The sequence below is a fragment of the Brucella pseudintermedia genome, from assembly GCF_008932435.1.
GTDB classification, from domain to species: Bacteria; Pseudomonadota; Alphaproteobacteria; order Rhizobiales; family Rhizobiaceae; genus Brucella; species Brucella pseudintermedia.
In genome coordinates, this window is sequence record NZ_WBWE01000010.1 from 56,073 (window position 1) to 81,673 (window position 25,601).

Here is a 25,601-nt window from a genome sequence, read left to right on the forward strand (position 1 = left end):
TGCGTCGCTAACATATATTTATCAAAGCTTGAGGAGCTGGACATGAAGGTACTGGTTACGGGCAGTCAGGGCTATATCGGGTCGGTGATGGTGCCGGTCCTTATCAATGCGGGGCATGACGTGTCCGGCTATGACATCGGCCTTTATGAACATTGCCTTTTTCAGGAAGGCGGCGCGGTGATGAATGTGCCGACCATCCGTAAGGACGTGCGCGATGTGTCGCCGCGCGATCTGGAGGGGTTCGATGCAGTCATTCATCTTGCAGCGCTTTCCAACGATCCGCTGGGCAATCTCAATGAGGAGTTGACCTACGATATCAATCACCGCGCAAGCGTCGCCATGGCAAGGGCCGCGAAACAGGCCGGTGTCGGGCGTTTTCTGTTTGCATCGTCCTGCAGCAATTACGGCATCAGCGATGCCGACCTGATCGATGAGACTGGCGAACTGAAACCGGTGACAGCCTATGGCCGGTCCAAGGTGCGGGCAGAACAGGAAATCCGGGAACTGGCCGACGCAAGCTTCTGCCCGGTCTATCTGCGGCCTGCCACGGCCTATGGCGTTTCACCATTCCTGCGTTTCGACATCGTGCTCAACAACCTCGTGGCTTGGGCGGTGACGAAAGGGCTGATCTATCTGAAGTCCGACGGCACGCCCTGGCGTCCGATCGTCCATATTCGCGATATTTCCCGCGCCTTCATGGCGGCGATGGAAGCCCCGCGCGAGAAAGTCTGGAACGAGGCTTTCAATGTCGGTTCGACGGAACACAATTACCGCATCCGCGATATTGCGGGCATCGTTGCCGAAAATGTTCCTGATTGCCGCATCGAATATGCGGATGATGCGGGGCCGGATACGCGCTCCTACCGTGTCAGTTTTGAAAAGCTGGCGCGGGTGCTGCCGCAAGCCAAACCGGAATGGGATGCCGTTGCCGGTACGCGCGAACTGCTCGCCGCCTATAGCCGCTCGACCCTGACGCTTGAAGAGTTCGAGGGGCCACGCTTCCAGCGCATCTCCCATATCCGCAAGCTGATTGCGGAAGGCGTGCTGGATTCCGATTTGCGGCGCGTTGAGGAACAGCCGCAACCGCTGCGGGCGACGGCATGATGGATACCGGGGCGGTCAGAGGCGCTGAACGGGCCATTCCGCAGCCATCGAACGGAAAGGCGATCTATGATCTTGCTGCCCGTCTTTATCCTCTGTGCCGCAGTCTCGCCGGTGACGGGGTGCGCGAAACGCTTGCCATCATCGGCGAACATCTGCCGCTGACCGTCCACCAGGTGCCGAGCGGCACGCCGCTTTACGACTGGAAAGCGCCGCAGGAATGGATCATTCGCGAAGCCTATATCGCGGATAGAAGCGGCAATCGTGTCGTCGATTTTGCCCGGCATAACCTGCATGTCGTGAATTTCAGCATACCCATGCGGACACGAATGCCGCTCAGCGCGCTGAAGGCGCATATTCATACGCTGCCCGATCAGCCGGACCTCATTCCCTACCGTACCTGCTATCACGCGGAGGGCTGGGGCTTCTGCATGACGCATAGTGAATTTCTGGCCATGCAGGACGGCGATTATGATGTCGTGATCGATGCGGAGCGTCGCGACGGCTTCCTGACCTTCGGCGAGTTCGTTCATCCCGGCAAAACGGACGAGATGTTCATCCTGTCAGCCCATCTCTGCCACCCGTCGCTCGCCAACGACAATTGCTCCGGGCTGGCGCTGCTGACCCGTCTCGGCGAAGTGCTGCAATCACGGCGCACGCGGCTGACCTATCGGCTGCTTTTCGGTCCGGCGACTTTCGGCGCGCTTGCATGGCTTCAACAGAACGAGGCGCATCTGGGATTGGTGCGGCATGGGCTGGTCCTGTCCTGCGTCGGTGATGCAGGCGGGCCGAACTACAAGCGCAGCCGTCGCGGCAATGCGGAGATCAATCGCATCATGGGGAATGTGCTGGCCGGGTGCGCCAATGCGACGATGCATGATTTCTGGCCCTATGGCTATGACGAGCGCCAGTTCTGCTCGCCGGGATTCAACCTGCCGGTCGGCATGTTCCAGCGCAGCCTTTACGGCACATTTCCGGAGTATCACACATCGGCCGACAATCTCGATTTCATCAAGCCGGAATATCTCGATCAATCTTTCAATATGATTATGCAGGCCATTGAAATTGCAGAACGAAACTGGCGTCCAGTCAACACCTCTCCGAAGGGGGAGCCGCAGCTTGGAAGGCGCGGGCTTTATGGCAGCACGGGCGGCGACAGGCGCGCTGCACAAAACGCCATGGCGCTGTTGTGGGTGCTCAATCTGGCAGATGGCGAGCACTCCATCCTCGATATGGCGGAGCGGGCGAAATTGCCTTTCGCAGCCCTTGCCGATGGCTCTGACCGGCTTCGCGATGCGGGCTTGCTTATAGAAGCGGCCACGCCAGATCCTTGTCGGAAATGACGCTCGGCCTGCTCGGCCAAGGTATGCCAAGCGACGGATCGTCATAGCGCAAACCTGTCGCATAATCAGGCACATAGGGCTTTGAAATCATGTAACGCACGAGGACATCAGGCGTCAGGGTCTGGAAACCGTGCGCGCAGCCTTCCGGGATATAGAGCTGCACACCGTTTTCGGCTGAAAGCTCCACGCCCGTCCAGCGCATATAGGTCGGTGATTGCGGCCGCAGATCGACCAGAACATCCCAGATCGTCCCTTGCAGGCAAGTGACGAGCTTCGTCTCGGAATGCGGTTCGCGCTGGTAATGAAGGCCGCGCAACGTTCCTTTCTCGCGTGAAAAAGACAGGCTGTGCTGCGGAAAATGCGTTTCCATCCGACGCTCGGCAAAGGCGGTTTCGCAATAGACCCGCGCGAACCAGCCGCGCTCGTCTTCAAGCCTTTCCGGCGCGATAGACCATGCACCGTCGATGTTGAGTGAAGTAAAACGCATTGTTTGCCCCGAATTGCAGTCGCTTCACATTCTGAACAGCGGGTTTTTCGGGCGATAGAACCTTCTTCGATGCATCCGGCAGGCTTCCGGATGGGTCAGCTTCTCCGAATGAGGTAGGCGCATACGCCCCCCGCCGCCATCGGGTGAAGATCAGGTGTCTGCGCAGTGTAATCCGTCCGGTGAATGTTGCGCCCGATCGTATGTACGGCTCGCCCCTGATGACAGTCTCGGCAATTTTTAGACCGCTTAGTAGTTTTGGTTATCCGACGCGGATCGGAGTTCAACCCTACAGAAGACCCGGCCATATAGGTTCAAAAGGCGAGGAATGACGCATGACCATCCAGACGCCGGATATTTCGCGGAGCACGAGCATGGCGCAAGAGCAGACCGGCTGTCGCCTGTGCGGTAAACTACTCAAGCATAGTTTCGTCGATCTCGGGATGTCGCCGCCCTGCGAAAGCTTCATCACGGCGGATCGCCTTGACCGTATGGAGCCATATTATCCGCTCTATGCGCTTGTCTGCGACCATTGCTATCTGGTGCAGCTGAAGGAATATTTCTCGCCCGCCGAGATATTCACCGAATATGCCTATTTCTCGTCCTTCGCCACCAGTTGGGTCAGCCATGCGAAGGCCTATTGCGATGAGATCACCGAGCGGCTGGACCTGAATGAAAACAGCTTCGTGGTCGAGATCGCCAGCAATGACGGCTATCTGCTGCAGCATTTTCTGCCAAAGGGCATCCCGATCCTTGGCATTGAACCGGCGGTCAATGTGGCCGAGACGGCCATCGCCAAGGGTGTGCCGACGCGCGTGGATTTCTTCGGCGCGACACTGGCCGCCGAGCTGGTCGGCGCAGGACGCAAGGCCGACCTCGTGATCGGTAACAACGTTCTGGCGCAAGTGCCTGATCTCAATGACTTTGTGCGCGGCCTGCAATTGCTTTTGAAGCCGGAAGGCGTGATCACGCTGGAGTTTCCGCATCTGGCCAACCTGATCGAGCAGAACCAGTTCGACACGATCTATCACGAGCATTTCTCGTATTTCTCGCTGCTGACGATCCGCTACATGGCGCATCGTCATCACCTCAAGATCATCGACGTGGAGGAACTGCCGACCCACGGCGGGTCGCTCCGGGTGTATCTCGCGCATAATGGCAGCAAGCGCAAGGCAGGGCCGCGTGTCGCCGCGCTTCTCAAGCAGGAAGAGAGCTTTGGCCTCAACGAGATCTCGACCTATGAGCAGTTCGCTGAAAAGACCCGGCGCACCAAGCGCGATCTCCTGTCCTTCCTGATCGCGGCCAAGAATGCGGGCAAGCGCATCTGCGGTTACGGCGCGCCGGGCAAGGGCAATACGCTTTTGAACTATTGCGGCATTGGCACGGATTTCCTGGATTTCACGGTGGACCGCAATCCCTACAAGCACGGGCGCTTCACGCCGGGCATGCACATCCCGATCTACGACGTATCGGCAATCGACAAGTACCGGCCCGATTACATTCTCATCCTGCCGTGGAACTTCAAGGACGAGATCATAAGGCAGATGCAGCACGTGGTCGAATGGGGCGCGAAGTTGATCATTCCCATTCCGCACGTCACGTTGATAGACCCGGCACTACTCTCGGAGGAGCGGTAATCATGAAAGTCGTTCTGTTCTGCGGCGGTCTTGGGACAAGGATTCGCGAATATTCGGAGAATATCCCGAAGCCGATGATCCCGCTCGGCCATCAGCCGATCCTGCATCACGTCATGGAATATTACAGCGATTACGGCCACAATGATTTCGTCCTGTGCCTGGGCTACAAGGCCAATGTCGTGAAGGATTTCTTCCTGACCATCCGCCCGCAAACTTTTGCGGATTGCGTGGTCTCGGATGGTGGACGCAATGTGCAACTGCTTGAGGAAGTGGATCGCGACTGGAGCGTCACGCTGCTCGACACAGGCATCTGGCGCAATATCGGTGAGAGACTGTGGAGCGCCAGGTCGCATGTGGCGAATGAGGATATGTTCCTTGCCAATTACAGCGACGGCCTCAGCGATGTCGACCTTGACGACATGACGGAACGCTTCCGCGCCAGCGGCAAGATCGCCTGCTTCCTCGCCGTCCGTCCGCCGCTGACCTATCACCTTGCCGATATTGCAGACGGCGGCGACGTGCGGGCTTTCCGAACGTCGAACACATCCGACATCTGGATCAATGGCGGTTATTTCCTCTTCCGCAAGGAAATCTTCGATTATATGCGCGAAGGCGAGGAACTGGTGCTGGAGCCGTTTGGGCGCCTGATCGCTGAAAACCAGTTGATGGCCTATAAATATGAGGGCTTCTGGCGGTCCATGGATACGCTGCGCGACTGGCAGACGCTTGAGGACATGGTTGAAAAGGGCGATATGCCCTGGAAGAGGCACAAGGCGGAACGCCGCGCGGCCAATATCGCGATAGCGCTATGATTGATCTGCCGTCGCTTACCAATCCCGGACGTCCGCTGCGGCTGCTTTGTCTGGGCGCGCATTCCGACGATATCGAGATCGGTTGCGGCGGTACGCTTTTGAGCCTTATCGAGAGCGGTATGCCGCTGCATGTGGAGTGGTGCGTGCTGTCGGGAAACGAGGAAAGGCGGGCCGAGGCAGAAGCTTCCGCCCGCGATTTCCTGCGCGGGGCGGAGCGTTTCAACATTCGTCTTGCCTCTTTCGAGGACAGCTATTTCCCGGCACAGAGCCGCGACATCAAGCAATGGCTGATCGAACAGCGCGGGCGAGGCCAGCCGGATATGGTGTTCACGCATCGACATGGCGACGCCCACCAGGACCACCGCACCCTTAATGAACTGACGTGGAATCTTTTCCGCGATCAGGTGATCCTGGAATATGAAATCCCGAAATGGGATGGCGATCTGGGCCAGCCCAACGCCTATTCGGCGCTGCCGGCCGCGATCATGGAGCGCAAGATCGAACTGTTGATGAAGCACTTCGGCACGCAGCGCTCCAAGGACTGGTTCGACGCGGAAACCTTTCGCGGACTTGCCCGGTTGCGCGGCATGGAATGCCGCGCGCCCGAGACCTATGCGGAAGCTTTCCATGCCAGAAAACTGCGGCTTTTCTAATTTTTAATCGGTTCCGCATTGGTATCCACGCGGACGACGACCGACATGCCCGGCGCCAGGCGTGCAGCGTCCGGCTGATCCTCATCGATGGCGATGCGAACCGAAAGGCGCTGCGTGATCTTGGTGAAGTTGCCGGTCGCGTTGTCCGACTTGATGACGCTGAACTCTGAACCGGCAGCAGGCGCGAAGGCTTCGATATGCCCCGTCAGCTCGGCGTGACGCAGCGCATCGACGGTGAAGGTGACCGGCTGGCCGACCTTCATGCCGTAGAGCTGCGTTTCCTTGAAATTCGCCATCACCCATTTGGTCTTCGGGACGATGGAGACGAGCTGCGTTCCAGCCGTCACATATTGACCGAGCCGCACGCCGACTTCGCCAAGCGTGCCGTCACGCGGTGCGACGATGCGGGTGTTCTGCAGGTCGATCCGCGCCAGTTCGACAGTCGCTTCCGCATTGGCGATATCGGCATTGAGGCTGTCGCGATTGACGATGATGGATTGCAGGTCCTGCTGTGCGACGGCGAGCGCGGCCTGCGCTTCCTGCACCGCCGCTCGCGCCTGAAGGAGCGATCCATGCGCGGTATCGGCGGAACTTTGCGTGGTCACGCCGCGCGGCAGCAGGGCCTCGACGCGTTTTGCATTGGCTTCGGCCACCTCAAGCGCGGCTTTCGCGCCGGAGATCTGCGCCTGCCGCGACTGGATCGTCGCTTCTGCCGAACGCTGGCTCTGTTCCGAATTGGCAAGGGCGGCTTTCTTGCTGTTGAGCGCGGCCAGCGCCTGATCCAGCTTCTGCTGATAGCTGCGGCTGTCGATCTCGAACAGGAGATCGCCCTGCTTCACGGTCTGATAGTCGTTCACATTGACCTTGGTGACATAGCCGGCGACCTGCGGACTGATAACAGTCACCTGACCTCGGACATAAGCGTTATCAGTAGTTTCGACGCTGTGTTTGAAAGGCGGCAACTGCCACGCCCAAAGCACCATCAGAACGCCTGCAAGGCCAATGATGAGGGCAAGTCCGCCGCGAATATACTGTTTTCCAACTGACATTTTCAAAGACTCGTGGATTTAACCGGCCGCCGCAGCGCTATGGCGGCGGGCCTGCATGTTTTCATAGAGACGATAGGCGATCAGGCATGCGAGCGAGAGGACGGCAATGACGGAGATCGCCAGAAAGGCATCGTTATAGGACAGGACCGTCGCCTCCCTGGTGACTTGTTGCCCGAGGAGCGCCAGACCTTCGGCCTTGGTCAGCCCCTGATCGGCCAGAACTTTTGCATAGGTGCCCGACAGCGCCTGGATGCGCTGAGCGACGATGGGGTTGGACACGACCAGTTGCTCCACCAGATAGGCGGAATGGTACTTCTCGCGGATCGCGATAAATGTGCTGAACACGGCAGAACCGATAAGCCCGCCAATATTCTGCGTGAAAAGGAAGATGACGATGAAACTCGTCATATAGGTCGGTCCCTGTTTCAGGGCCTTGGTTATGCCCGCAAGCATGGCCGGAGGCAGGAACAGGGCGCCGCCGAAGGCGATCAGCGCCTGACTGAAATAGGCGTTGTGCGGGCGTGTGAGATTGGTCGCATGGCTGTCCAGAAAAGCGCCGATTGCGATGAAAACCAATGCCAGTCCGAAAATGAACGATACGCGTTCGATCTTCATCCACATGCCGCATGCAATGCCGCCCGCCAGCGATGCGGCGAGAATGACGAGATAAAGCCCGCGGCTCTGGCCGTCTTGCAGGCCAAACGCTTGAAAAAGGCCGACCGCCCCCGTCGTCTGCTCGGCAAGCACGATGCGAAAGACGAACAGGATCAGCGTGAAGCGCAGAATTTCCGGCGAGAACAGCCAGTGCAGATTCATCAGCGGCTGTTCGCGGTTGAGTTCGATCGCGGCAGCGCAGGCCAGCGCCGCTATCGAGATCGCGAGACATACGCCGATCCACGGCGCTTCGAACCACCAGTAGTTCTTTCCCTGAACCAGAACCACCGCAAGAAGGCCGAAGCCAACGGCGATCAGGCCATAGGCGACAAAATCCAGCCAGTGCAGCACCTTGGCGCGCGGCGCCTGTGTCATCGGCAGAATATAGACAACGGCGAAGGCCGCGAGCGAAAGGCCGATCTCGACCATATAGAGCTGCTGCCATTGCCCGATATCGAACAGCAACGGCGAGATGACACGCGCCAGCGGGCCGGCCGCAGCCGAACAGGTCAGCGCGAGGCTGAGACCCCAGGTCATCTTCTTGGCGGGCGGAAAGGCTTCCAGCATGTAGAGAAAGCCGATGGTCGAAACCGGTGCCGCCGCTGCACCGGCAATGAATCGGATCGGGATCGCCGACCAGATGTCGTAGACAAGCAGATGCAGCAGCGAGGATATCAGAAACACGGCGATGGCGATTTCCGCGAAGCGGCGCAGGCCGAACTGTGTGCGGATCTTGACGAGAAGGATCGTCAGGCTGGCATAGGGAGCCATATAGGCCGCGACAAGCCACGAGGTTTCCGTGAGCGTTGCGCCGAGCGCGCCCTGAATCTGCTGCGTGTTGGCCGAGATGAAATACATGCTGAGACCGCGCGTCGACCACATGAGGATCGACGCGGCGATGTAGATGGCAGACATGTAAACCGGCATATGCGCGGCGGCAGGCGTCGCGGCAGGCTGCCCTGCCGGGGAGGTCTCGTCTGGTTGGCTGTCTTTGTTTTCTTCGGGCATGTTTCTAGCGGTCTTTGTCCGCGAGCGTCATCTCTACCGTCTGACTGATTTCCTGAAGCACCGAGAGCGCCGCTTCCAGCGTGGGCCGGTCGATGCGCTGCAAAAGCTCCGACCGGATGCGGCGGGTAATTTCCTGCAATTCGCGCACCTGCGCCTGCGCTGCTTCGGTCAGCTCGATACGTTTCGCGCGGCGGTCGTTTTCCACTGCGGCGCGATAGATCAAGCCCTGCTTTTCGAGGCCGTCCAGAAGGCGCACCACGGAAGGGTGCTCGATTTCCAGGGCATCCGCCAGCTCGCGCTGGTTCCAGTCGCGCGGCTGGGCGAGAAGCAGCAGCAGGCGCGCGCGCGCCAGCGTCAGTCCGCGTTCGCGGACGCGGGAATCGAACAGGTTGCGCATTTTGCGTGCGGCGGTGGAGAGCTCCATCGTGAAGGCCGCTTCGAGATCAGCTTTTGACCGGGACATTTGTATAGCTATCTATTATGTGTGTAGCTATACATATATATATTCCAGTCTGCTAATCAATGGGGCACACCCGCCGGAAAGCAGAAAAGGAAAAATTTTCGCATTGCGGGAATAAACCGCGGCTGTCGCTCTGGCGGTTTCCGCGATTCCGTCAAAACAGGAACCGCTTTAGCTGAACCAGTTTATCGATAGTCGCTGAAAGCGCGGACCATTGCATCTGCCGAGCTGCCGCTGGCGATCAGCGCGGCGAGCAGGATGCGGGCCTGACCGGGGCGAAGCGTATGCGCATGAATGGCGCCTGCTTCGCCGAGATCGTATCCGCCGCCGCCGCCGCCATAGCCGGGGACCAGCAATCCCTCCGGCACGCGGCTTGAAACCACGACCGGAATATCGCGGCGCGAACACTCACGGACCGCTTCGACAACGCAAGGCGTGGCATTGCCCGAACCAAGCGCCGCAAGCACGATGCCGCTGGCACCAGAGGTTATGCTCGCTTCGATATGGAGGGCGTCGCACCCCGGATAGATGGCGATCGTATCGATACGCCGATCACCGACAGGCGCAGCAAGCGCCGGGCTTAGGGTTTCGATCAGGCGGACCGACCGGAAGGCGTCGGCGCTGTCGCTGCTGAACTTGTATGCGCCCCAGGCTGGGACGACCCGCCCGCCAAAGGCGACAAGCACGCCTTTGTCTGCATTGGCCGGATCACAGGCAAGCCGAATGGCGGCGGCGAGGTTTTCCGGCCCGTCTGCCTGAGGATGATCGGCGGTAAACTGCGCGCCGGTGAAGATCACCGGCTTGCCGATGCGGTGTTGCAGATGCACCAGCAAGGCGGTTTCTTCCATTGCGTCCGTTCCATGCAGGACGACGACGCCATCGATTTTGCCATCCTTCAGGCCGGAATTGACGGCGTCGCTGATGCGCTGCATGTCCGACAGGGTGAGGCAGGCGGAATCCTTCGCCATCAGATTGACGGGGTGAAGCTCCGCATCAAGGCCCGGCACGTATTCCAGCAGGTCCTCACCGGACAGGACAGGTGTGCTTGCTCCGTCTTCCCCACGCTTGCTGGCGATGGTGCCGCCAGTGGCGATCAATATGATGGAAGGCTTTGCATGCGACATATTTCCGAATCCTCTCACTTACTCCGAATGCTGGCGTCTACAGCACGTTCGGCAGCAAGTCGATGGATGCGCTCACGCAGCAGATACCAGCCGAGGATGAGGGCAGGGCCGATAATCGCCAGCGAAGCGATCGTCCATGTGCCGACCGGATAATCGAGCGCCATCAGGACGAGCACACCGAGCAGAAATGCGAGTGTGAGGATGCCGGTATAGGGTGCGCCGAACATGCGGAAATCCGGACGCGTCATCTCGCCGCGACGTGCAAGGTGCCAAAGCTTGAGCTGGCAAAGGATGATGACGCCCCATGCCGTGATAATGCCGAGCGCAGACAGATTGAGCGCGATTTCAAATGCTTCCGCAGGCACGACGGCATTGAGAATGACGCCAATGACGGTGACGACGGCGGTAACTGCAATGCCCATATAGGGAACGCCATTCCTGTTCATCCTGGCCAGGGATGCCGGAGCGGAGCCGGATACCGCCATGGAATGCAGGATGCGCCCGGTGGAATAAAGCCCGGCATTCAACGATGACAGAACCGCAGTCAGCACGACGAGGTTCATGATGATATCTGCCCCTTCGACGCCGATCTTGCCGAAGAAGGTTACAAACGGGCTCTCGCCAGCGGAATAGGCGGTGTAGGGGAGAAGCAGCGAAAGCAGCAGAACCGAACCCACATAAAAGACGAGCAGGCGGAAGACCACGGTGCGGATTGCCCGCGGCATGACTTCGCGCGGGTCTTCGGTTTCGCCTGCCGTGGTGCCCAGCAACTCGATGGATGCATAGGCAAAAACGACGCCCTGTATGATGATGAATGCAGGCAATATGCCGTTCGGGAACAGGCCGCCGCTATCGGTGATGATGCTGAATCCGGCTGGATGACCGTCGATTGGCGTGCCGGAAACGACAAAGTAAATGCCGACGATCAGGAAGGTCACGAGCGCGATGACCTTGACGAGACTGAACCAGAATTCCAGCTCGCCGAACACTTTGACCGACATGAGGTTCATCGCCAGAACGATGACAAGCGCCGTCAGGGCGAACATCCATTGGTCGATGCCTTGCAGCCAAGGCACATAATGCTTGAAAAAATTCATGTAGAGCGCGACCGCCGTCACGTCGGCGACCGATGTCATGGCCCAGTTGAGCCAGTACATCCAGCCTGCCACGAAAGCCAGCTTCTCGCCGTAGAACTCGCGGGCATAGGAGACGAAGGAACCGGAGCTGGGGCGATGCATGATAAGCTCGCCCAAGGCCCGCAGAACCAGAAACGCAAAGAAGCCGCACAGCGCATAGACGAAGACGAGAGCCGGGCCCGCCAGCGCAAGACGTCCGCCAGCACCGAGAAAGAGCCCGGTTCCGATCGCGCCGCCAATGGCGATCATCTGAATCTGTCTCGGTCTCAGGGCTTTGTGGTAGCCGCGGTTCTCTTCGATGAACACCTCGCGGACGGGGGCGGCTTTTATGGTTTCAGTCGGCATTGCTCCTCCCTGAGAGCGCGGTTGGCTGGAAACGGCCAGTGGCGTGCAAGGCAAATTAGGGCACGCCGTCGGCCATTCAATGTGGGACGAAAATCATCCGTTCGATAGATTATTCTGTAAAGCTGCATGACAGGTTGCGAGCGGTTTAACGCATATCGCAGAACGCGCGTCAAGTATCGCGCACCAACTGACGAAGGTCGTTCGTGTTGCTCGAACTATGTTGACGGCGAAAAAATCAGTCGGAAGAAACCTTTATCGCCATTCGCTAAAACGACATGGAAGTGATGTTCCGGTCAGGTTCGGCACGACTGGCAAGCTGCGTCCCTGTGGAAATATCAGCCGACCTGATCCTTGCCGATAATGGTCGTTACAGCTGTCCTAACCTTGCTCAGATGCGCTTCCATGGCAGCGCGGGCTTCGGCTTCCGACCCGGCCTCAATGGCCTCCGCGATACGGCGGTGCTCGACATTCGACGCTTCACGGCGGCCCGACATCACATTGACCAGCTCGGACTGCTGGATCAGCGCTTCACGCGCATCCGCGACGATCTTGGTAAAGACCGCATTTCCGGAGGCTTCCGCAATGGCGCAATGGAATTCGGAATCCAGAAGTTCCCACTTCTGAGGGTCAGTCTGGCGGTCCATCTTGTCGCAAATTTCGAGCAGTCCGACGAGTTGTGCGGCAGTGCGGCGCTTTGCTGCCCAGCCTGCCGCGGGCACTTCGATGAAGGGACGCGCCTCGATCAGATCGCGCGCCGAGTAGCCGCCGTAATTCAGTTCGCTTGCGGGTGACGCATTCAAAACATAGGTACCGCTGCCCGTGCGGGTCTGGGTAAGGCCCAGCGTCTGCAACGACCGCAGCGCCTCGCGCACGATCGGGCGGCTGACGCCGAACCGGCCAGCAAGCCGCGTTTCGGAGGGCAGGCGGGTGCCAACGGCAAGGCGGCCGGATGTGATGGCGGAGCGAATGTCGTCGAACACGACTTCCGCCGCGTTCTTGCGTGTGATCGGATGGGTGTCCGATAGCCAATCGGCCAGTTCGCTCATATCCGCACCTCCGTCAATACCCTCGCTCCTGTCAAGCAGCTAGGCAATTTTTGGAAGGATATCAATCCCAAACCGGTTCTGAAAGGCCGGATAGCCGGACACAAAATGCCCTGCGGTCCGGATGGATCGCAGGGCTTCCGTTTAGACAATATCAGGCAGCGGTGGCCGCCGTATTCAACTTGTTGGCCGAAAGGATGCTGATAAATGCGGCACCGTAAGCCGTGAGCGGCGCCATCTTTGCAAGCGCGCTCGCAATAGCGTCGTGGTGGCTCAATTCTTCCTCGGAATCGTGGCGGAAGGAAACGCAAACAGTTTCGCCATCCTCACCGATGAATTCGACCTGATAGGAATTTTCCGTGCCGCACCTTTTGACCAGAGCATCGACGATTTGCATGCAATTATTCTCCTTCCGAGCCGCATGAACGCGCCGTGGAGGATATGGTTCCATAAAATTTTATCTTTTTGCCTGCCCTTACTTCGCTCGTGACAGACGGGCTGCACCCAGCGCGGCTGCAAAAGCGAGGGCGAGCATGACGAAGGTAAATTCGGCGACCGCCGACCATCCGTCGGCAATCCAGAAATAGCCGCCTGCTGCACCGGCGATGCTGGAACCCAGATAATAGGCGAGCAGATAGAGCGACGAGGCATGTCCTTTGGTCTGGAGCGCCAGCCTTCCAATCAGGGCGCTGGCAACGGAATGGCTGACGAAGAAGCCGACAGTAACAAGGATGATACCGGCGACGATGACGGGTAGTGGCGCAAACAAAGTGAGGAGACAGCCCGCAGCCTGGATGGCAAGGCCGATGGGAAGAACTGTGAAATAACCAAGCCTGTCACCCATCCTGCCCGCAAGCCACGAAGCCGTGATGCCGAAGAGATAAACCGTGAAAATTGCGCCAAGCGCCGTCTGGCTGAGGCTGTAAGGCGCTGCGACAAGGCGGAAACCGATATAATTATAGATGGTGACGAAAGAGCCCATCACCAGAAAGCCGATGGCAAAAAGCAGCGGCAGAGCCGGATTGCGGATGTGGCCGAGCCATGCGCTGAGGTGAAACCGTGCATTGAAGCCGGGACGCGGAACAAAGTTCTGCGATTGGGGCAGAAGGATGAGGAAGCCGACGGATGCAGCCAATCCAAGCAGGCCCATGCCCGCCAGCCCGACGCGCCAGGAGAAATATTCGGCGAGCGTTCCGGCAATGACGCGGCCTGCCATGCCCCCGAATGCGTTCCCGGCAATATAAAGCCCCATCGATGCGCCGAGCCCGCGCGGGTCGATTTCTTCGGCCAGATAGGTCATGGCTACCGCCGGGACGCCGCCGAGCAACAGGCCCTGCAAGGCGCGAATGAGTAGCAGCATATGCCAGTCGGGCACAATCGCGCTGGCTATCGTGCAGAGCGCGGAGCCGAGAAGCGAAACGAACATCAAGGTCTTGCGCCCGAAGCGTTCGGATACCGCTGCGGCACAGAAAATTGCAAAGGCGAGAAAACCGGTCGAAACGGAAAGCGACAGCGAACTGACCGCAGGCGTGATGTTGAAATCATGCGCGAAAAGCGGCATCAGCGGCTGGACACAATAGAGCAGCGAGAAGGTGGCGAAGCCCGACAGGAACAGCGCTATGCTCGCATTGCGAAACGCCGGGGTTCCTCTGGAGAGATAGTGTTTTTGTTCGGGCGCTGCCGGAGCTGGAACGAGCTTGAGCTGGCTTTCCGGTGTTCTGGCGCTTTCCAGACTGCGTTCTGAGAGGCGGGACATGACTTAGCCTTTTCAAATCCTCCCGCGTTTTAAGCTAGTCAAATAGGCTTCATTTGTCCAATATATGGAAGTGGCGATTACAATAGCTTTTGGATATGGCGATGGAGCTGCGTCATCTGCGTTATTTTCTGGCCGTGGCGGAGGAAGGCAATTTTACCCGCGCAGCAGCCAAGCTCGGAATCGGCCAGCCGCCGCTCAGCCAGCAGATACGCGATCTTGAAAATGAAATCGGTGTGGCGCTGTTTCATCGCGTGCCGCATGGCGCCGAATTGACGGCGGCGGGAACGGCTTTTCTCGATGAAGCCAAGGCGTCCCTGGCCGCCGCGGAGAAAGCAAGGCTTGCGGCGCAAGGGGCCGCACGTGGGGAAACGGGCAGGCTTGCATTGGGCTTCACGGCATCATCCGCGTTCAATCCTGTGGTGAGCGGCACGATCCGCAAGTTTCGGGCCAGATGGCCCGAAGTTCGCCTGACCCTGACCGAGATGAACAGTCACCTTCTGATGCAGAGCCTGGTGAGGGGCGAAGTCGATGCGGCCTTTATCCGACCCGGTCTGGAAAACGCGAAGGATGTGAGCGTCAAGCGGCTGGCGGACGAGCCGATGATGATCGCCTTGCCAAGCCATCATCCGCTCGCGGTTCACCCCGAGCTTCCGATTTCAGCCTTGGCCGACGAACCCTTCGTGCTTTTCCCGCGCATTGTGGGGCTAAGCCTCTATGACGATGTGGTAGAGGCTTGCCGGAAGGCAGGCTTTGAAATGATCGTGGCGCAGGAAGCACCGCAGATGCCATCCGTCGTCAATCTGGTCGCGGCCGATCTCGGCGTTTCGATCGTTCCCGCCGCCATTGCGCAGATCAAGCTGGCGGGCGTTACCTACAGGCCGATCAAGGGGGAGCCGCTGCTGGCGCGGCTCGGTCTGGTTTCAATGAAGAACAACCGATCTCCGCTCATCTCCAATCTGGTGAGCCTGTTGCCGGACCAGTGATCCGCGCAGCGATGCCGGCGTTGACCGTTACCTCTCGACATGTATGATGGCTGGAGCGGCAATGTACCTGGGAGGGGACGCTGCTTTTCCATCCATAGGATAACCGTGGGCGAGGGCCGGGGGCCACGAGCCCAACGGTCGAGTTTTGCCCTATCCCGTCCGAATGGAGATTTTCGTGAAAAGACTTCTGATTACCGGTGCTGCGGGTGGACTTGGACGCGTAATGCGCGAAAAGCTGGTCGGGCAGGCCGAACTGTTGCGCCTGTCCGATGTTGCCGATATGGGCGAGGCCAAGCCCCATGAAGAGCTTGTGCAATGCGACCTTGGCGATCTGGATGCGGTCATGCGCCTTGTCGAGGGCTGTGACGGCATTCTGCATCTTGGCGGCATTTCCACCGAAGCGTCTTTCAGCAAGATACTCAACGCGAATATTGTCGGGATGTATAATCTCTACGAGGCGGCGCGGGCGCATGGCCATCCGCGCATCATTTTCGCCAGTTCAAACCACACGATCGGGTTCTATCGACAGGACGAATATATCGACGCAAAGGCTCCCACGCGGCCGGATGGTCTTTACGGGGTTTCAAAATGCTTTGGCGAGTCCATTGCGAGCCTCTATCACGACAAATTCGGGCAGGAGACGGCAATCGTTCGCATCGGTTCCTGTTTTGAGACGCCGCGCAACCATCGCATGCTCTCCACATGGATGTCCCATGACGATTTTGCCAGCCTGATCGAATGCGTCTTCCGGGCTCCCATGCTGGGATGCCCTGTCATCTGGGGCGTGTCCAACAACGATTCGATGTGGTGGGACAACAGTCAGGCCCGTTTTCTTGGCTGGCATCCCAAGGACAATGCCGAACGCTTCCGGGCGGAACTTGAAAAGACGACCCCGAGGCCCGCGCCGGATTCCGCGCTCGCGGTGTACCAAGGCGGCGCGTTTGTCGATGAGCCTATCCATCAGGACGACTAACCGGACTTTCGTCCAAGGGTTGATGAAGTCGGGATAGCGCGCATATTTTGCTTTACGTACCTCAAAACGAAAGCTAATCTTTTGGTCGTGGTGCTTTGGGAGGAGTTCACGTGCAGCCAGAAACAGCGGCGAAAGCTTTGGAAAAGACCGGGGGGAAAAAGCGCCGGATGCGGCGGTTCGCCGTGGGCGGTTGCCTATGAGTGCGCCGGAAGAAGATGGCAGGCCAGCGCTGCTGGAGGCCGTGTCGCTTTCCAAATCATTCGGTCCTGTTCAGGTTTTGAAGAATATTGATCTGCGCATTTTCGGCGGCGAAGTTCACGCGATTATCGGTGAGAACGGTGCCGGAAAATCGACGCTGATGAAGCTTCTGGCGGGCAATGAGCGCCCCACGAGCGGAGAAATCCGCATCGACGGTCAGCCAGTGTCCTTTTCCGGACCGGTTGAAGCCGAAGCGCAGGGCATCGTGCTCGTGCATCAGGAAATCCTGCTCGCACCCGATCTGACCGTCGCACAGAACATCTATCTTGGCCGTGAGCTTCACCGGGGCTTGGTCGTTGACGACAAGTCGATGCGCGAAGGTGCGCGCAAGGCCATCCGTGATCTGAGCGCCGATATCGACCCCGATGCGGTTGTGGGCTCCCTGTCGATTGCGCAGCGCCAGCTGGTGCAAATCGCCCGGGTGCTGCTGGTGCCGCATCGCGTGGTGATCTTCGATGAGCCGACCGCTTCGCTGACGCCTTTCGAGACGGAAGCGCTGCTGAAAGTCATTCGCGATATTCGCGCCAAAGGCGTTGCGGTTCTTTATATTTCGCACCGCCTGCCGGAAGTGAAGGAAATATCCGACCGCGTGACCGTGCTTCGTGACGGCAAGCTCGTGTCTGCGCATCTGGCTTCGGAATTGCAGCCGTCCGATATGGCGCGGCTGATGGTTGGCCGCGATGTCGCAAAACTCTATCCTGACCGCGCAAGCCAGCATGACAACGCTGCCATTTTGGAAATCGAGAACTTCAGCGTGCCGGGTTACGTGCAGAATGCGAGCTTTTACCTGAACCGTGGCGAAATACTTGGCTTTGCCGGTCTGGTCGGCGCGGGCCGTACGGAACTGATGGAAGGCATCGTCGGTCTGCGGCCCGGCAAGGGCGATGCGCGCCACAATGGAAAGCCGGTTCACTTCCGCAATGCGCATGAAAGCCAGAAGGCGGGGATCGTTTATCTCAGCGAGGACCGCAAGGGCAAAGGGCTGCTGCTGTCCAAGGATCTGGGCGTCAATCTGACGCTCGCTTCATTGAAGAAATTCGTGAGCGGTTTGCAGATCAATCGCGACCGGGAACGCACCGCGCTCGATGATGCGATCCGCGAGTTCGATATTCGTACGGGCCGCAAGGACATTCTTGCAGGCCAGCTCTCGGGCGGCAACCAGCAGAAGCTGCTGCTCGCCAAGATGATGATGCTCGATCCGTCCATCGTCATCATTGATGAACCGACACGCGGCATCGATGTCGGCACGAAGGAGCAAATCTACCAGTTCATCGCCAATCTGGCCGATGAGGGGAAATCGATCATCGTCGTTTCGTCGGAAATGCCGGAACTGATCGGTATCTGCGACCGCATCGTCGTGATGCGGGAAGGGCGGATTGCCGGTGAGGTGACGGGCGACCGCATGACGGAACATGATATCGTCGTGCTTGCAACCGGCGTTGAAGCCGAAAACGCCGCATAAAAACAATAAAGTGGGAAATAGATGACACAGGTTGCGACCGATAAAAGCAGAATGCCGAGGACGTCCAAGGATTGGGATCTGCGGGCGATTGCGCCTTTTGTGGCGCTTGCCCTGCTGCTTGTTCTGGGTACGATTGCCAACCCGAATTTCATCGGCATCGACAATCTTCTCAATGTCGCAACGCGCAGCGCATTCATCGCCATTATCGCGCTTGGCGCGACTTATGTGATTTCATCCGGCGGGCTTGATCTGTCCGTAGGTGCAATGGTGGCGTTCGTCGCCAGCATCATGATCCTTTTCATGAACAGCGGGATGATCGCCGATCCGGTAATGATGCTGATCGCAGCCGTCATGCTGGCGCTGATCGTCGGTGCAGCCTGCGGGCTGTTGAACGGCCTGATAACGACAGTGGGCGGCATCGAGCCTTTTATTGCCACGCTTGGCACGATGGGCATCTATCGCGGTCTCACCACGTGGCTGTCGCAGGGCGGCGCGATCACCTTGCGCAATCCTGATATTCAGGCGCTTTACCGCCCGGCCTATTTCGGTTCCGTTCTGGGCGTACCGGTGCCGGTTATCGTGATCTTCGTGACGGCAGCGCTCGCAGCGTTCGTCCTCTATCGGACACGCTATGGCCGCCATGTCATTGCGGTAGGATCGAATGAGGACGTGGCGCGCTATTCCGGCATTTCGGTCAAAAAGGTGCGCACCATTGCTTTCGTTATCCAGGGGCTTTGCGTCGCTGTCGCCGTGCTTCTCTATGTGCCGCGCCTTGGCTCCACCTCTGCCACCACAGGCCTGATGTGGGAATTGCAGGCGATCACGGCAGTCGTTGTCGGCGGCACGGCGCTGCGCGGCGGCGTCGGCCGTGTATGGGGCACGATCTGCGGCGCGTTCATACTGGAGATCATCGGAAATATCATGCTGCTGTCGAACTTCGTCAGCGAATATCTGCTGGGGGCCATTCAGGGCGCGATTATCATCATCGCGATGCTGGTGCAGCGCTCGCTGGCGCGAAGATAGGTTTTGGAGATTGGCGGGATTGGTGGGGCGATTCCAGCCAGAGAGGAATGAGAGCCCCGCGTTTACTGGGAGGAAGACTATGCGAGGGAATTTGATGAAGCTTGCTTTCGCCGCTTTGACGGCGGGTGCGCTCGCCTTTGGCGGCGCGGCAAGCGCACAGGACAAGAAAGTGACGATTGGCGTGTCGATCCCGGCGGCCGATCACGGCTGGACGGCAGGCGTCGTCTATCACGCCGAACGTGTGGCGAAGCTCCTGATGGAAGAACATCCGGGCCTCAACGTCATCGTCAAGACGTCGCCCGATGCGGCATCGCAGGCGAATGCGCTGCAGGATCTGGCCGTACAGGGCCTCGACGGGCTGGTCGTTCTGCCGACCGATCCCGATCCGCTCGTCAACGCCATCAAGGAAATCAAGGACAAGGGAACCTTTGTCGCTCTGGTCGACCGCGCGCCGAGCAGCAACGACAACACCATCCGTGATCTCTACGTGGCCGGCAACAACCCGGCGCTCGGACAGGTGGCAGGCGAATACATCAAGAAGACCACGCCCGATGCACAGGTCGTCGTCATTCGCGGCCTGCCGATCCCGATCGACCAGCAGCGCCAGGATGGTTTCGACAAGGGCATCGAAGGCTCCAACGTGAAGGTTCTGGACCGCCAATATGGCAACTGGAACCGCGACGATGCCTTCCGCGTCATGCAGGACTTCCTGACCAAATATCCGAAGATCGATGTGGTCTGGGCACAGGATGACGACATGCTGGTCGGCGTTCTTGAAGCCATCAAGCAGGCGAACCGCAGCGACATTCAGTATGTCGTTGGCGGTGCAGGCTCCAAGGATATGATCAAGAAGGTCATGGATGGCGACAAGCTCGTGCCGGTCGATGTTCTCTATCCGCCGGCGATGGTGTCAACGGCGATGCAGCTTGCCGCCGGTCATTTCTACGATCAGATACCGGTAAGCGGCAATTACATCCTCGATGCCACGCTTGTGACGAAGGATAACGCCGAGGACTTCTATTTCCCGGATTCGCCGTTCTAAGGTGACCGGATACCGTGCGCCTGCCATAGCGGGCGCACGGCTTTCTTTTTCAATCCCGATATGCAGCGCGAAGCGCGCTCTCAAAATGCTCGATGCCGGTTGTAGGCGGAATCCGGGCATATTCAGGAGAAATTTGATGAAGACGATCAAGGGGCCGGGCATTTTTCTCGGGCAGTTCGCAGGCGATGAAGCGCCGTTCAATACATGGGATGGGATCACCAAATGGGCTGCCGAAAAAGGCTATGTCGGGGTGCAGGTTCCCACATGGGCGAGCCAGTTGATCGATCTGAAAAAGGCCGCTGAATCGAAGGATTATTGCGACGAGTTTGCCGGTGTGGCACGCCGGAACGGTGTCGAAGTCACTGAACTTTCGACCCACTTGCAGGGCCAGCTCGTTGCGGTGCATCCGGCCTATGACGAAGCATTTGACGGTTTCGCGGTGCCCGAAGTGCGCGGCAACCCAAAAGCGCGCCAGCAATGGGCGGTTGAGCAGGTGAAGATGGCGATCCGCGCATCGCGCAATCTGGGCATCGGCGCGCATGCGACCTTTTCGGGCGCGCTGGCCTGGCCGTTCATCTATCCATGGCCGCAACGTCCTGCCGGTCTGGTGGAAACCGCGTTTGAAGAACTCGCCCGGCGCTGGAAGCCGATCCTCGATCATGCCGATGAGCACGGCGTCGATATCTGCTATGAAATCCATCCGGGCGAAGACCTGCACGATGGCGTGACCTTCGAGATGTTTCTGGAGCAGGTCAAAAATCACCCGCGGGCCAACATGCTCTACGACCCGTCACACTACGTCCTGCAGTGCCTCGATTATCTCGACAATATCGACATCTACAAGGACCGTATCAAGATGTTCCACGTCAAGGATGCGGAGTTCAATCCGACCGGGCGGCAGGGCGTCTATGGCGGCTATCAGGGCTGGGTCAACCGCGCGGGCCGCTTCCGTTCGCTGGGCGACGGTCAGGTTGATTTCGGCGCGGTATTCTCCAAGATGGCCGCGAACGATTTTGACGGCTGGGCCGTGGTCGAATGGGAATGCGCGCTGAAGCATCCCGAGGATGGCGCGCGCGAAGGCGCGGAGTTCGTCAAGGCGCACATCATCCGCGTGACCGACAAGGCGTTTGACGATTTTGCATCCGGCGGCACCGATGACGCCGCCAACCGACGCATGCTTGGATTGTGAGGACGCAATGACCATCGAAGCTAAAACAAAGGAAACTGCGATTCCACGCATCCGCCTTGGCATGGTGGGCGGCGGAGCAGGCGCGTTTATCGGCGGCGTTCACCGCATGGCGGCGCGGCTCGACAACCGGTTTGAACTGGTTGCAGGCGCTTTGTCCTCGTCAGCGGAAAAGGCGCAGGCCTCTGGTCGAGAACTGGGACTGGCGGAAGACCGCATCTATTCCAGCTACAAGGATATGGCCATTCGCGAGGCGCGCCTGAAAAACGGGATCGAAGCCGTTTCCATCGTGACGCCGAACCATGTGCACTATGACGCTGCCAAGGAGTTTTTGCGGCGCGGCATTCATGTCATCTGCGATAAGCCGCTGACCTCGACACTTGCCGATGCGAAGAAGCTGAAAAAAGTCGCCGATGACAGCGGTGCCTTGTTCATCCTGACGCATAATTATACCGGCTATCCGATGGTAAGGCAGGCGCGCGAGATGATCGCCAATGGCGAGCTTGGCGATCTTCGCGTCGTCCAGGTAGAATATGCACAGGACTGGCTGACCGAAGCGGTGGAGGCGACCGGTGCCAAGGGCGCTGTCTGGCGCACCGATCCGGCACAATCGGGACTAGGCGGCGCAACGGGCGATATCGGCACCCACGCCTTCAATCTCGCCTCCTTCGTGACTGGCCTCACGCTCGATAGCCTTGCTGCCGATCTCGACAGTTTTGTCGAGGGACGGCGTCTCGACGACAATGCGCATGTGATGCTGCGTTTTGAGGGCGGCGCGAAGGGGATGCTCTGGTGCAGCCAGGTTGCGCCCGGCAATGAAAATGCGCTGCGCCTGCGCGTTTATGGCACGAAGGGCGGCATCGAATGGGCGCAGGAAGACCCGAACTATCTCTGGTTCACGCCTTTCGGCGAGCAGAAGCGACTCATCACGCGGGGCGGTGCCGGTGTGGGGTCCGCTGCCGCGCGCGTGACCCGCATACCGGCGGGACACCCCGAGGGCTATCTGGAGGCTTTCGCCACGATCTATTCGGAAGCCGCCAATGCCATTGAGGCCCATCGCAACGGCAAAAAGCCGGACAGTGCGGTGGTCTATCCCACTGTCGATGACGGGCTGAAAGGCGTTGCCTTCATCGATGCCTGCGTGCGCTCGTCACAGAAAAACGGTGGCTGGGTCAAGCTTTAGAAATTGATATGGAATAAGCGAAAGGGCGCCGCCGGGGCGCCCTTTTTGTTTCAGTTCGCTTAAACGTAGCGATTGACGATATTTTCGAGATATTCCTGACGGCCGGATTTCGGCTGCGGATTGATGTCCCTCGCTTCGACTTCAGCGGTGATCTGGTCCAGCGAGAGGCCGGTCAGAAGCTTCTTGCCGAAATCGCCGTTCCAGCCTGCATAACGCTCGTCGAGCGGCTTGGACAATGCGCCGTCTTCGAGCATTCCGGCGGCTGCCTTGAGCCCGCGTGCACAGCAATCCATGCCGCCGATATGGCCGATCAGCAGATCCTGCGGGTCGAGCGACTGACGGCGCAGCTTGGCGTCGAAATTGGTGCCGCCGGTCGTGAAGCCGCCAGCCAGCAGAACCTGATAATAGGCGAGCGCCATTTCCGGCACATTGTTCGGGAACTGGTCCGTGTCCCAGCCCGACTGGTAGTCATTGCGGTTCATGTCGATGGAACCGAAAATGCCGAGTGTGCGGGCGAGCGCGAGTTCATGCTCGAAAGAATGACCGGCCAGAATGGCGTGGCCCTGCTCGATATTGAGCTTCACCTCGTTTTCGAGGCCGTAGCGCTTCAGGAAGCCATAGACTGTCGCAACGTCGTAGTCATATTGATGCTTGGTCGGTTCCTGTGGCTTCGGTTCGATCAGGATCGTGCCCTTGAAGCCGATCTTGTGCTTGTATTCGACCACCAGATTGAGGAACCGGCCCATCTGGTCAAGCTCGCGGCCAAGATCGGTGTTGAGCAGCGTTTCATATCCTTCGCGGCCGCCCCACAGCACATAGTTCTCGCCGCCGAGCCGCTTGGTGGCATCAATGCAGCTTTTCACGGTCGCCGCGGCAAAAGCGAAAACGTCCGGATCGGGATTGGTTGCCGCGCCTGCCATATAGCGGCGGTTGGAGAACAGGTTCGCCGTGCCCCAGAGCAGCTTTACGCCGGTTTCGGCCTGCTTCTTCTCGAAGATGTCGACGATCTCGTTCAGATAGCGCGAATTTTCCGCAAAGTTGCGTCCCTCTGGCCGCACATCGGCATCGTGGAAGCAATAATAGGGCGCGCCGAGCAGCGAGAAGAACTCGAAAGCCACCTCAGCCTTGAGTTTTGCCGCATCAAGTTCGTTGGAATACCATGGACGGTCGAAGGTGCGTCCGCCGAACGGGTCCCCGCCTTCCCAGGCAAAACTGTGCCAGTAGGCGACCGCAAAGCGCAGGTGATCTTCCATGCGCTTGCCCAGCACGATTTCATCCGGGTTATAGTGGCGGAATGCCAGCGGATTGTCGCTGTCCGGCCCCTCATACTTAACCTTTTGAATGTCGCCGAAAAATCCCGTGCTCATTATGTCCTCCCGTTCGAATGACGTTCATGTCTGATTGCGTGCGGCAGCGTCACGAACCGGCGAGGGCGTGAAGTGCCGGATAAAGGGCGTGATAGCGCTGATAGGCTTCCTCATAAGCCGGGAGCAGGGCAGCTTCCGGCTCTATCGTGCGTTCCGTGCGCGGCGGTGCGCAGACGGCAAACGGATCGGCGCCCGTAGCGGCGACGAGCCCCAGTCGTGCGGCGCCAAAAGCCGCGCCGAAATCGCCTTCTTCCGGCAAGGCGATCGGCACGTTCAAGGCGGTCGCGATGGCCTTCAGCCAATAAGTGGAGCGCGAGCCGCCGCCAACGGCGGTGAGAGACCTGATTTCGGTTCCAGCCGATTGCAGCGCGGCGAGATTATCGCGGATCGCAAAGGCGACGCCTTCCAGCACGGCTTGCGTCAAGGCGCGCTGATCGGATTCATGTTCCAGACCGGAAAACACGCCGCGTATCTTCGCATCGTTATAGGGGGTGCGTTCGCCCGAGAGATAGGGCAGGAAGGTTGCGCTACCCGGCACATTCAGCCGATCGCCAAGTGCCTCGTCCAGTTCACGTGCGGTTTTGCCGACAAGCCGCGCATACCAGTCGAGCGCGCTCGCCGCAGAGAGGATGACGCCCATCTGGTGCCACGTGTCGGGCAGGGCGTGGCAGAAGGCATGAACCGCGCTTTCCGGCTTCGGCTGATAGGCCCCGTTCGCCGCGAAAAGCACGCCCGATGTGCCGAGCGAAACGAAGGCGTGGCCGGGTTTGACCGTACCCATGCCGCAGGCCGAGGCGGCATTGTCGCCAGCGCCGCCCGCTACGACCGGCTGACCGGCGACACCCCATTCGGCGGCAAGTTCGGCCCGCAGCCGTCCGGTTGCGTCGGTGCCTTCGGCAAGACGCGGCATCTGGCTTTCATCAAGGCCGGTCTTGTCCAGGAGTTCGCGCGACCAACGACGCGCGCCAGTATCGAGCCAGCTCGTGCCTGCTGAATCCGACATATCCGACACATATTCGCCGGTCAGCCAGAGGCGCAGATAGTCCTTCGGCAACAGCACCTTGCGGATGCGAGCGAAAATCTCGGATTCGTTCTTGGCAACCCAGACCAGTTTCGGCGCTGTAAAGCCCGGAAAAACGATGTTGCCGGTGATGGCGCGAAAGGCCGGATCGGCATCGAGTGCGGCGGCTTCGCGATAACTGCGCGTATCGTTCCACAGGATGCAGGGACGCAGCACCTGATCCTGTTCGTCCAGAAGGGTGGCACCATGCATCTGCCCGGAAAGACCGATACCGGCAATCGCCGAAAATTCTTTCGGGTGAGCCGCGCGCAGGCCGTCGACCGCTGTGCGGCAGGCATCGATCCAATGAGCCGGGTCCTGTTCGCTCCAGCCAGGATGGGGACGCGAAACGTCCAGTTCGCCATGGGCCGAACCGATCACCGTCTGTCCGTCATCGATCAACAGCGCCTTGACACCGGATGTTCCTAGATCGATTCCGAGATACATATTCGCTCCTGT

At 59.1% G+C, this 25,601-nt stretch carries 23 protein-coding genes; 12 read left to right on the top strand and 11 right to left on the bottom strand.

All coding sequences use genetic code 11. The features are described 5' to 3' along the window. The first annotated feature begins 42 nt into the window (after positions 1-42). Both F9K78_RS13875 and F9K78_RS13880 read left to right on the top strand, forming a co-directional pair. Positions 43-1,104 carry an NAD-dependent epimerase/dehydratase family protein gene (locus F9K78_RS13875; RefSeq protein ID WP_121985165.1) on the top strand — a complete coding sequence of 354 codons (1,062 nt, stop codon included), beginning with the start codon at positions 43-45 and terminating at the stop codon, positions 1,102-1,104. After that, positions 1,101-2,444, top strand: a complete 1,344-nt coding sequence (locus tag F9K78_RS13880) for a DUF4910 domain-containing protein (protein ID WP_151682243.1) — start codon at positions 1,101-1,103, stop codon at positions 2,442-2,444. Before F9K78_RS13875 ends, F9K78_RS13880 begins: the two co-directional genes overlap by 4 nt. Here the strand turns inward: F9K78_RS13880 and rfbC are convergent. Then, entirely contained in the window at positions 2,407-2,931 is a 525-nt protein-coding gene (gene rfbC / locus F9K78_RS13885; RefSeq protein WP_151682244.1) for a dTDP-4-dehydrorhamnose 3,5-epimerase, read from the bottom strand. The two genes, F9K78_RS13880 and rfbC, sit on opposite strands and share 38 nt — an antisense overlap. A 332-nt stretch (positions 2,932-3,263) precedes the next feature. On the opposite strand from rfbC, the gene F9K78_RS13890 reads away from it, so the two are divergent. From F9K78_RS13890 to F9K78_RS13900, 3 genes are read left to right on the top strand one after another with little or no spacing between them, the layout of a single operon-like run. Beyond that, entirely contained in the window at positions 3,264-4,565 is a 1,302-nt protein-coding gene (locus tag F9K78_RS13890; protein ID WP_151682245.1) for a class I SAM-dependent methyltransferase, read from the top strand. A gap of 2 nt (positions 4,566-4,567) precedes the next feature. Then, complete coding sequence (locus tag F9K78_RS13895) at positions 4,568-5,377, top strand: sugar phosphate nucleotidyltransferase (protein WP_121983709.1); 810 nt, start codon at positions 4,568-4,570, stop codon at positions 5,375-5,377. Beyond that, a complete protein-coding gene (locus F9K78_RS13900; protein ID WP_121985161.1) occupies positions 5,374-6,030 on the top strand; it encodes a PIG-L deacetylase family protein in 657 nt (218 codons plus the stop codon). Before F9K78_RS13895 ends, F9K78_RS13900 begins: the two co-directional genes overlap by 4 nt. On the opposite strand, the gene F9K78_RS13905 is transcribed toward F9K78_RS13900, so the two are convergent. The 8 genes from F9K78_RS13905 to F9K78_RS13940 all read right to left on the bottom strand — a co-directional run bounded on the left by F9K78_RS13905 (position 6,027) and on the right by F9K78_RS13940 (position 14,605). Beyond that, on the bottom strand, positions 6,027-7,079 hold the full coding sequence (locus tag F9K78_RS13905) for an HlyD family secretion protein (RefSeq protein WP_122066560.1): 1,053 nt from the start codon (positions 7,077-7,079) through the stop codon (positions 6,027-6,029). The genes F9K78_RS13900 and F9K78_RS13905 overlap by 4 nt on opposite strands. Positions 7,080-7,097: 18 nt before the next feature. Next, entirely contained in the window at positions 7,098-8,741 is a 1,644-nt protein-coding gene (locus F9K78_RS13910) for an MFS transporter (protein ID WP_122066559.1), read from the bottom strand. 4 nt (positions 8,742-8,745) lie between these two features. Then, positions 8,746-9,204: a MarR family transcriptional regulator gene (locus F9K78_RS13915; protein WP_121985159.1), complete on the bottom strand. Its 459-nt coding sequence runs from the start codon at positions 9,202-9,204 to the stop codon at positions 8,746-8,748. A 182-nt stretch (positions 9,205-9,386) separates the two neighbouring features. Then, positions 9,387-10,325, bottom strand: coding sequence for an asparaginase (locus F9K78_RS13920; protein WP_121985158.1), 939 nt, complete (start codon positions 10,323-10,325; stop codon positions 9,387-9,389). 14 nt (positions 10,326-10,339) lie between these two features. Beyond that, entirely contained in the window at positions 10,340-11,806 is a 1,467-nt protein-coding gene (locus F9K78_RS13925) for an amino acid permease (protein WP_121985157.1), read from the bottom strand. 335 nt (positions 11,807-12,141) lie between these two features. Beyond that, entirely contained in the window at positions 12,142-12,852 is a 711-nt protein-coding gene (locus F9K78_RS13930) for a FadR/GntR family transcriptional regulator (RefSeq protein WP_121985156.1), read from the bottom strand. A gap of 151 nt (positions 12,853-13,003) precedes the next feature. Further along, on the bottom strand, positions 13,004-13,246 hold the full coding sequence (locus F9K78_RS13935; RefSeq protein WP_235925425.1) for a hypothetical protein: 243 nt from the start codon (positions 13,244-13,246) through the stop codon (positions 13,004-13,006). Positions 13,247-13,324: 78 nt separating this feature from the next. Next, positions 13,325-14,605, bottom strand: a complete 1,281-nt coding sequence (locus tag F9K78_RS13940) for an MFS transporter (protein WP_121985155.1) — start codon at positions 14,603-14,605, stop codon at positions 13,325-13,327. A gap of 101 nt (positions 14,606-14,706) precedes the next feature. On the opposite strand from F9K78_RS13940, the gene F9K78_RS13945 reads away from it, so the two are divergent. From F9K78_RS13945 to F9K78_RS13975, 7 genes are all read left to right on the top strand, one after another. Beyond that, positions 14,707-15,588, top strand: a complete 882-nt coding sequence (locus F9K78_RS13945; RefSeq protein WP_121985244.1) for a LysR family transcriptional regulator — start codon at positions 14,707-14,709, stop codon at positions 15,586-15,588. A 175-nt stretch (positions 15,589-15,763) separates the two neighbouring features. Then, positions 15,764-16,561, top strand: a complete 798-nt coding sequence (locus F9K78_RS13950) for an NAD-dependent epimerase/dehydratase family protein (RefSeq protein WP_121985243.1) — start codon at positions 15,764-15,766, stop codon at positions 16,559-16,561. A gap of 196 nt (positions 16,562-16,757) precedes the next feature. Continuing rightward, the gene (locus F9K78_RS13955; RefSeq protein WP_121985154.1) at positions 16,758-18,281 is read left to right on the top strand and encodes a sugar ABC transporter ATP-binding protein; all 1,524 of its coding nucleotides are present in this window, start codon (positions 16,758-16,760) and stop codon (positions 18,279-18,281) included. A 21-nt stretch (positions 18,282-18,302) separates the two neighbouring features. Then, a complete protein-coding gene (locus F9K78_RS13960; protein WP_121983721.1) occupies positions 18,303-19,304 on the top strand; it encodes an ABC transporter permease in 1,002 nt (333 codons plus the stop codon). A gap of 79 nt (positions 19,305-19,383) precedes the next feature. Beyond that, positions 19,384-20,346 carry a substrate-binding domain-containing protein gene (locus F9K78_RS13965; protein WP_162995364.1) on the top strand — a complete coding sequence of 321 codons (963 nt, stop codon included), beginning with the start codon at positions 19,384-19,386 and terminating at the stop codon, positions 20,344-20,346. 136 nt (positions 20,347-20,482) lie between these two features. Beyond that, positions 20,483-21,535, top strand: a complete 1,053-nt coding sequence (locus tag F9K78_RS13970) for a sugar phosphate isomerase/epimerase family protein (protein WP_121983722.1) — start codon at positions 20,483-20,485, stop codon at positions 21,533-21,535. Positions 21,536-21,542: 7 nt separating this feature from the next. After that, positions 21,543-22,715 carry a Gfo/Idh/MocA family protein gene (locus F9K78_RS13975; protein ID WP_121985152.1) on the top strand — a complete coding sequence of 391 codons (1,173 nt, stop codon included), beginning with the start codon at positions 21,543-21,545 and terminating at the stop codon, positions 22,713-22,715. A gap of 59 nt (positions 22,716-22,774) precedes the next feature. Here the strand turns inward: F9K78_RS13975 and xylA are convergent, their stop codons facing one another. Both xylA and xylB read right to left on the bottom strand, forming a co-directional pair. Beyond that, entirely contained in the window at positions 22,775-24,082 is a 1,308-nt protein-coding gene (xylA, locus tag F9K78_RS13980; RefSeq protein ID WP_121985151.1) for a xylose isomerase, read from the bottom strand. Between the two features lie 49 nt (positions 24,083-24,131). Then, the gene (gene xylB, locus F9K78_RS13985) at positions 24,132-25,589 is read right to left on the bottom strand and encodes a xylulokinase (RefSeq protein ID WP_121985150.1); all 1,458 of its coding nucleotides are present in this window, start codon (positions 25,587-25,589) and stop codon (positions 24,132-24,134) included. Positions 25,590-25,601: the final 12 nt, after the last annotated feature.

What these genes read in the sequence shown, in the direction of transcription:
- F9K78_RS13875 (WP_121985165.1), top strand. Translation starts at nt 43, where the DNA reads ATGAAGGTACTGGTTACGGGCAGTCAGGGCTATATCGGGTCGGTGATG.
- F9K78_RS13880 (WP_151682243.1), top strand. Translation starts at nt 1,101, where the DNA reads ATGATGGATACCGGGGCGGTCAGAGGCGCTGAACGGGCCATTCCGCAG.
- rfbC (WP_151682244.1), bottom strand. Translation starts at nt 2,931, where the DNA reads ATGCGTTTTACTTCACTCAACATCGACGGTGCATGGTCTATCGCGCCG.
- F9K78_RS13890 (WP_151682245.1), top strand. Translation starts at nt 3,264, where the DNA reads ATGACCATCCAGACGCCGGATATTTCGCGGAGCACGAGCATGGCGCAA.
- F9K78_RS13895 (WP_121983709.1), top strand. Translation starts at nt 4,568, where the DNA reads ATGAAAGTCGTTCTGTTCTGCGGCGGTCTTGGGACAAGGATTCGCGAA.
- F9K78_RS13900 (WP_121985161.1), top strand. Translation starts at nt 5,374, where the DNA reads ATGATTGATCTGCCGTCGCTTACCAATCCCGGACGTCCGCTGCGGCTG.
- F9K78_RS13905 (WP_122066560.1), bottom strand. Translation starts at nt 7,079, where the DNA reads ATGTCAGTTGGAAAACAGTATATTCGCGGCGGACTTGCCCTCATCATT.
- F9K78_RS13910 (WP_122066559.1), bottom strand. Translation starts at nt 8,741, where the DNA reads ATGCCCGAAGAAAACAAAGACAGCCAACCAGACGAGACCTCCCCGGCA.
- F9K78_RS13915 (WP_121985159.1), bottom strand. Translation starts at nt 9,204, where the DNA reads ATGTCCCGGTCAAAAGCTGATCTCGAAGCGGCCTTCACGATGGAGCTC.
- F9K78_RS13920 (WP_121985158.1), bottom strand. Translation starts at nt 10,325, where the DNA reads ATGTCGCATGCAAAGCCTTCCATCATATTGATCGCCACTGGCGGCACC.
- F9K78_RS13925 (WP_121985157.1), bottom strand. Translation starts at nt 11,806, where the DNA reads ATGCCGACTGAAACCATAAAAGCCGCCCCCGTCCGCGAGGTGTTCATC.
- F9K78_RS13930 (WP_121985156.1), bottom strand. Translation starts at nt 12,852, where the DNA reads ATGAGCGAACTGGCCGATTGGCTATCGGACACCCATCCGATCACACGC.
- F9K78_RS13935 (WP_235925425.1), bottom strand. Translation starts at nt 13,246, where the DNA reads ATGCAAATCGTCGATGCTCTGGTCAAAAGGTGCGGCACGGAAAATTCC.
- F9K78_RS13940 (WP_121985155.1), bottom strand. Translation starts at nt 14,605, where the DNA reads ATGTCCCGCCTCTCAGAACGCAGTCTGGAAAGCGCCAGAACACCGGAA.
- F9K78_RS13945 (WP_121985244.1), top strand. Translation starts at nt 14,707, where the DNA reads ATGGAGCTGCGTCATCTGCGTTATTTTCTGGCCGTGGCGGAGGAAGGC.
- F9K78_RS13955 (WP_121985154.1), top strand. Translation starts at nt 16,758, where the DNA reads ATGAGTGCGCCGGAAGAAGATGGCAGGCCAGCGCTGCTGGAGGCCGTG.
- F9K78_RS13960 (WP_121983721.1), top strand. Translation starts at nt 18,303, where the DNA reads ATGACACAGGTTGCGACCGATAAAAGCAGAATGCCGAGGACGTCCAAG.
- F9K78_RS13965 (WP_162995364.1), top strand. Translation starts at nt 19,384, where the DNA reads ATGCGAGGGAATTTGATGAAGCTTGCTTTCGCCGCTTTGACGGCGGGT.
- F9K78_RS13970 (WP_121983722.1), top strand. Translation starts at nt 20,483, where the DNA reads ATGAAGACGATCAAGGGGCCGGGCATTTTTCTCGGGCAGTTCGCAGGC.
- F9K78_RS13975 (WP_121985152.1), top strand. Translation starts at nt 21,543, where the DNA reads ATGACCATCGAAGCTAAAACAAAGGAAACTGCGATTCCACGCATCCGC.
- xylA (WP_121985151.1), bottom strand. Translation starts at nt 24,082, where the DNA reads ATGAGCACGGGATTTTTCGGCGACATTCAAAAGGTTAAGTATGAGGGG.
- xylB (WP_121985150.1), bottom strand. Translation starts at nt 25,589, where the DNA reads ATGTATCTCGGAATCGATCTAGGAACATCCGGTGTCAAGGCGCTGTTG.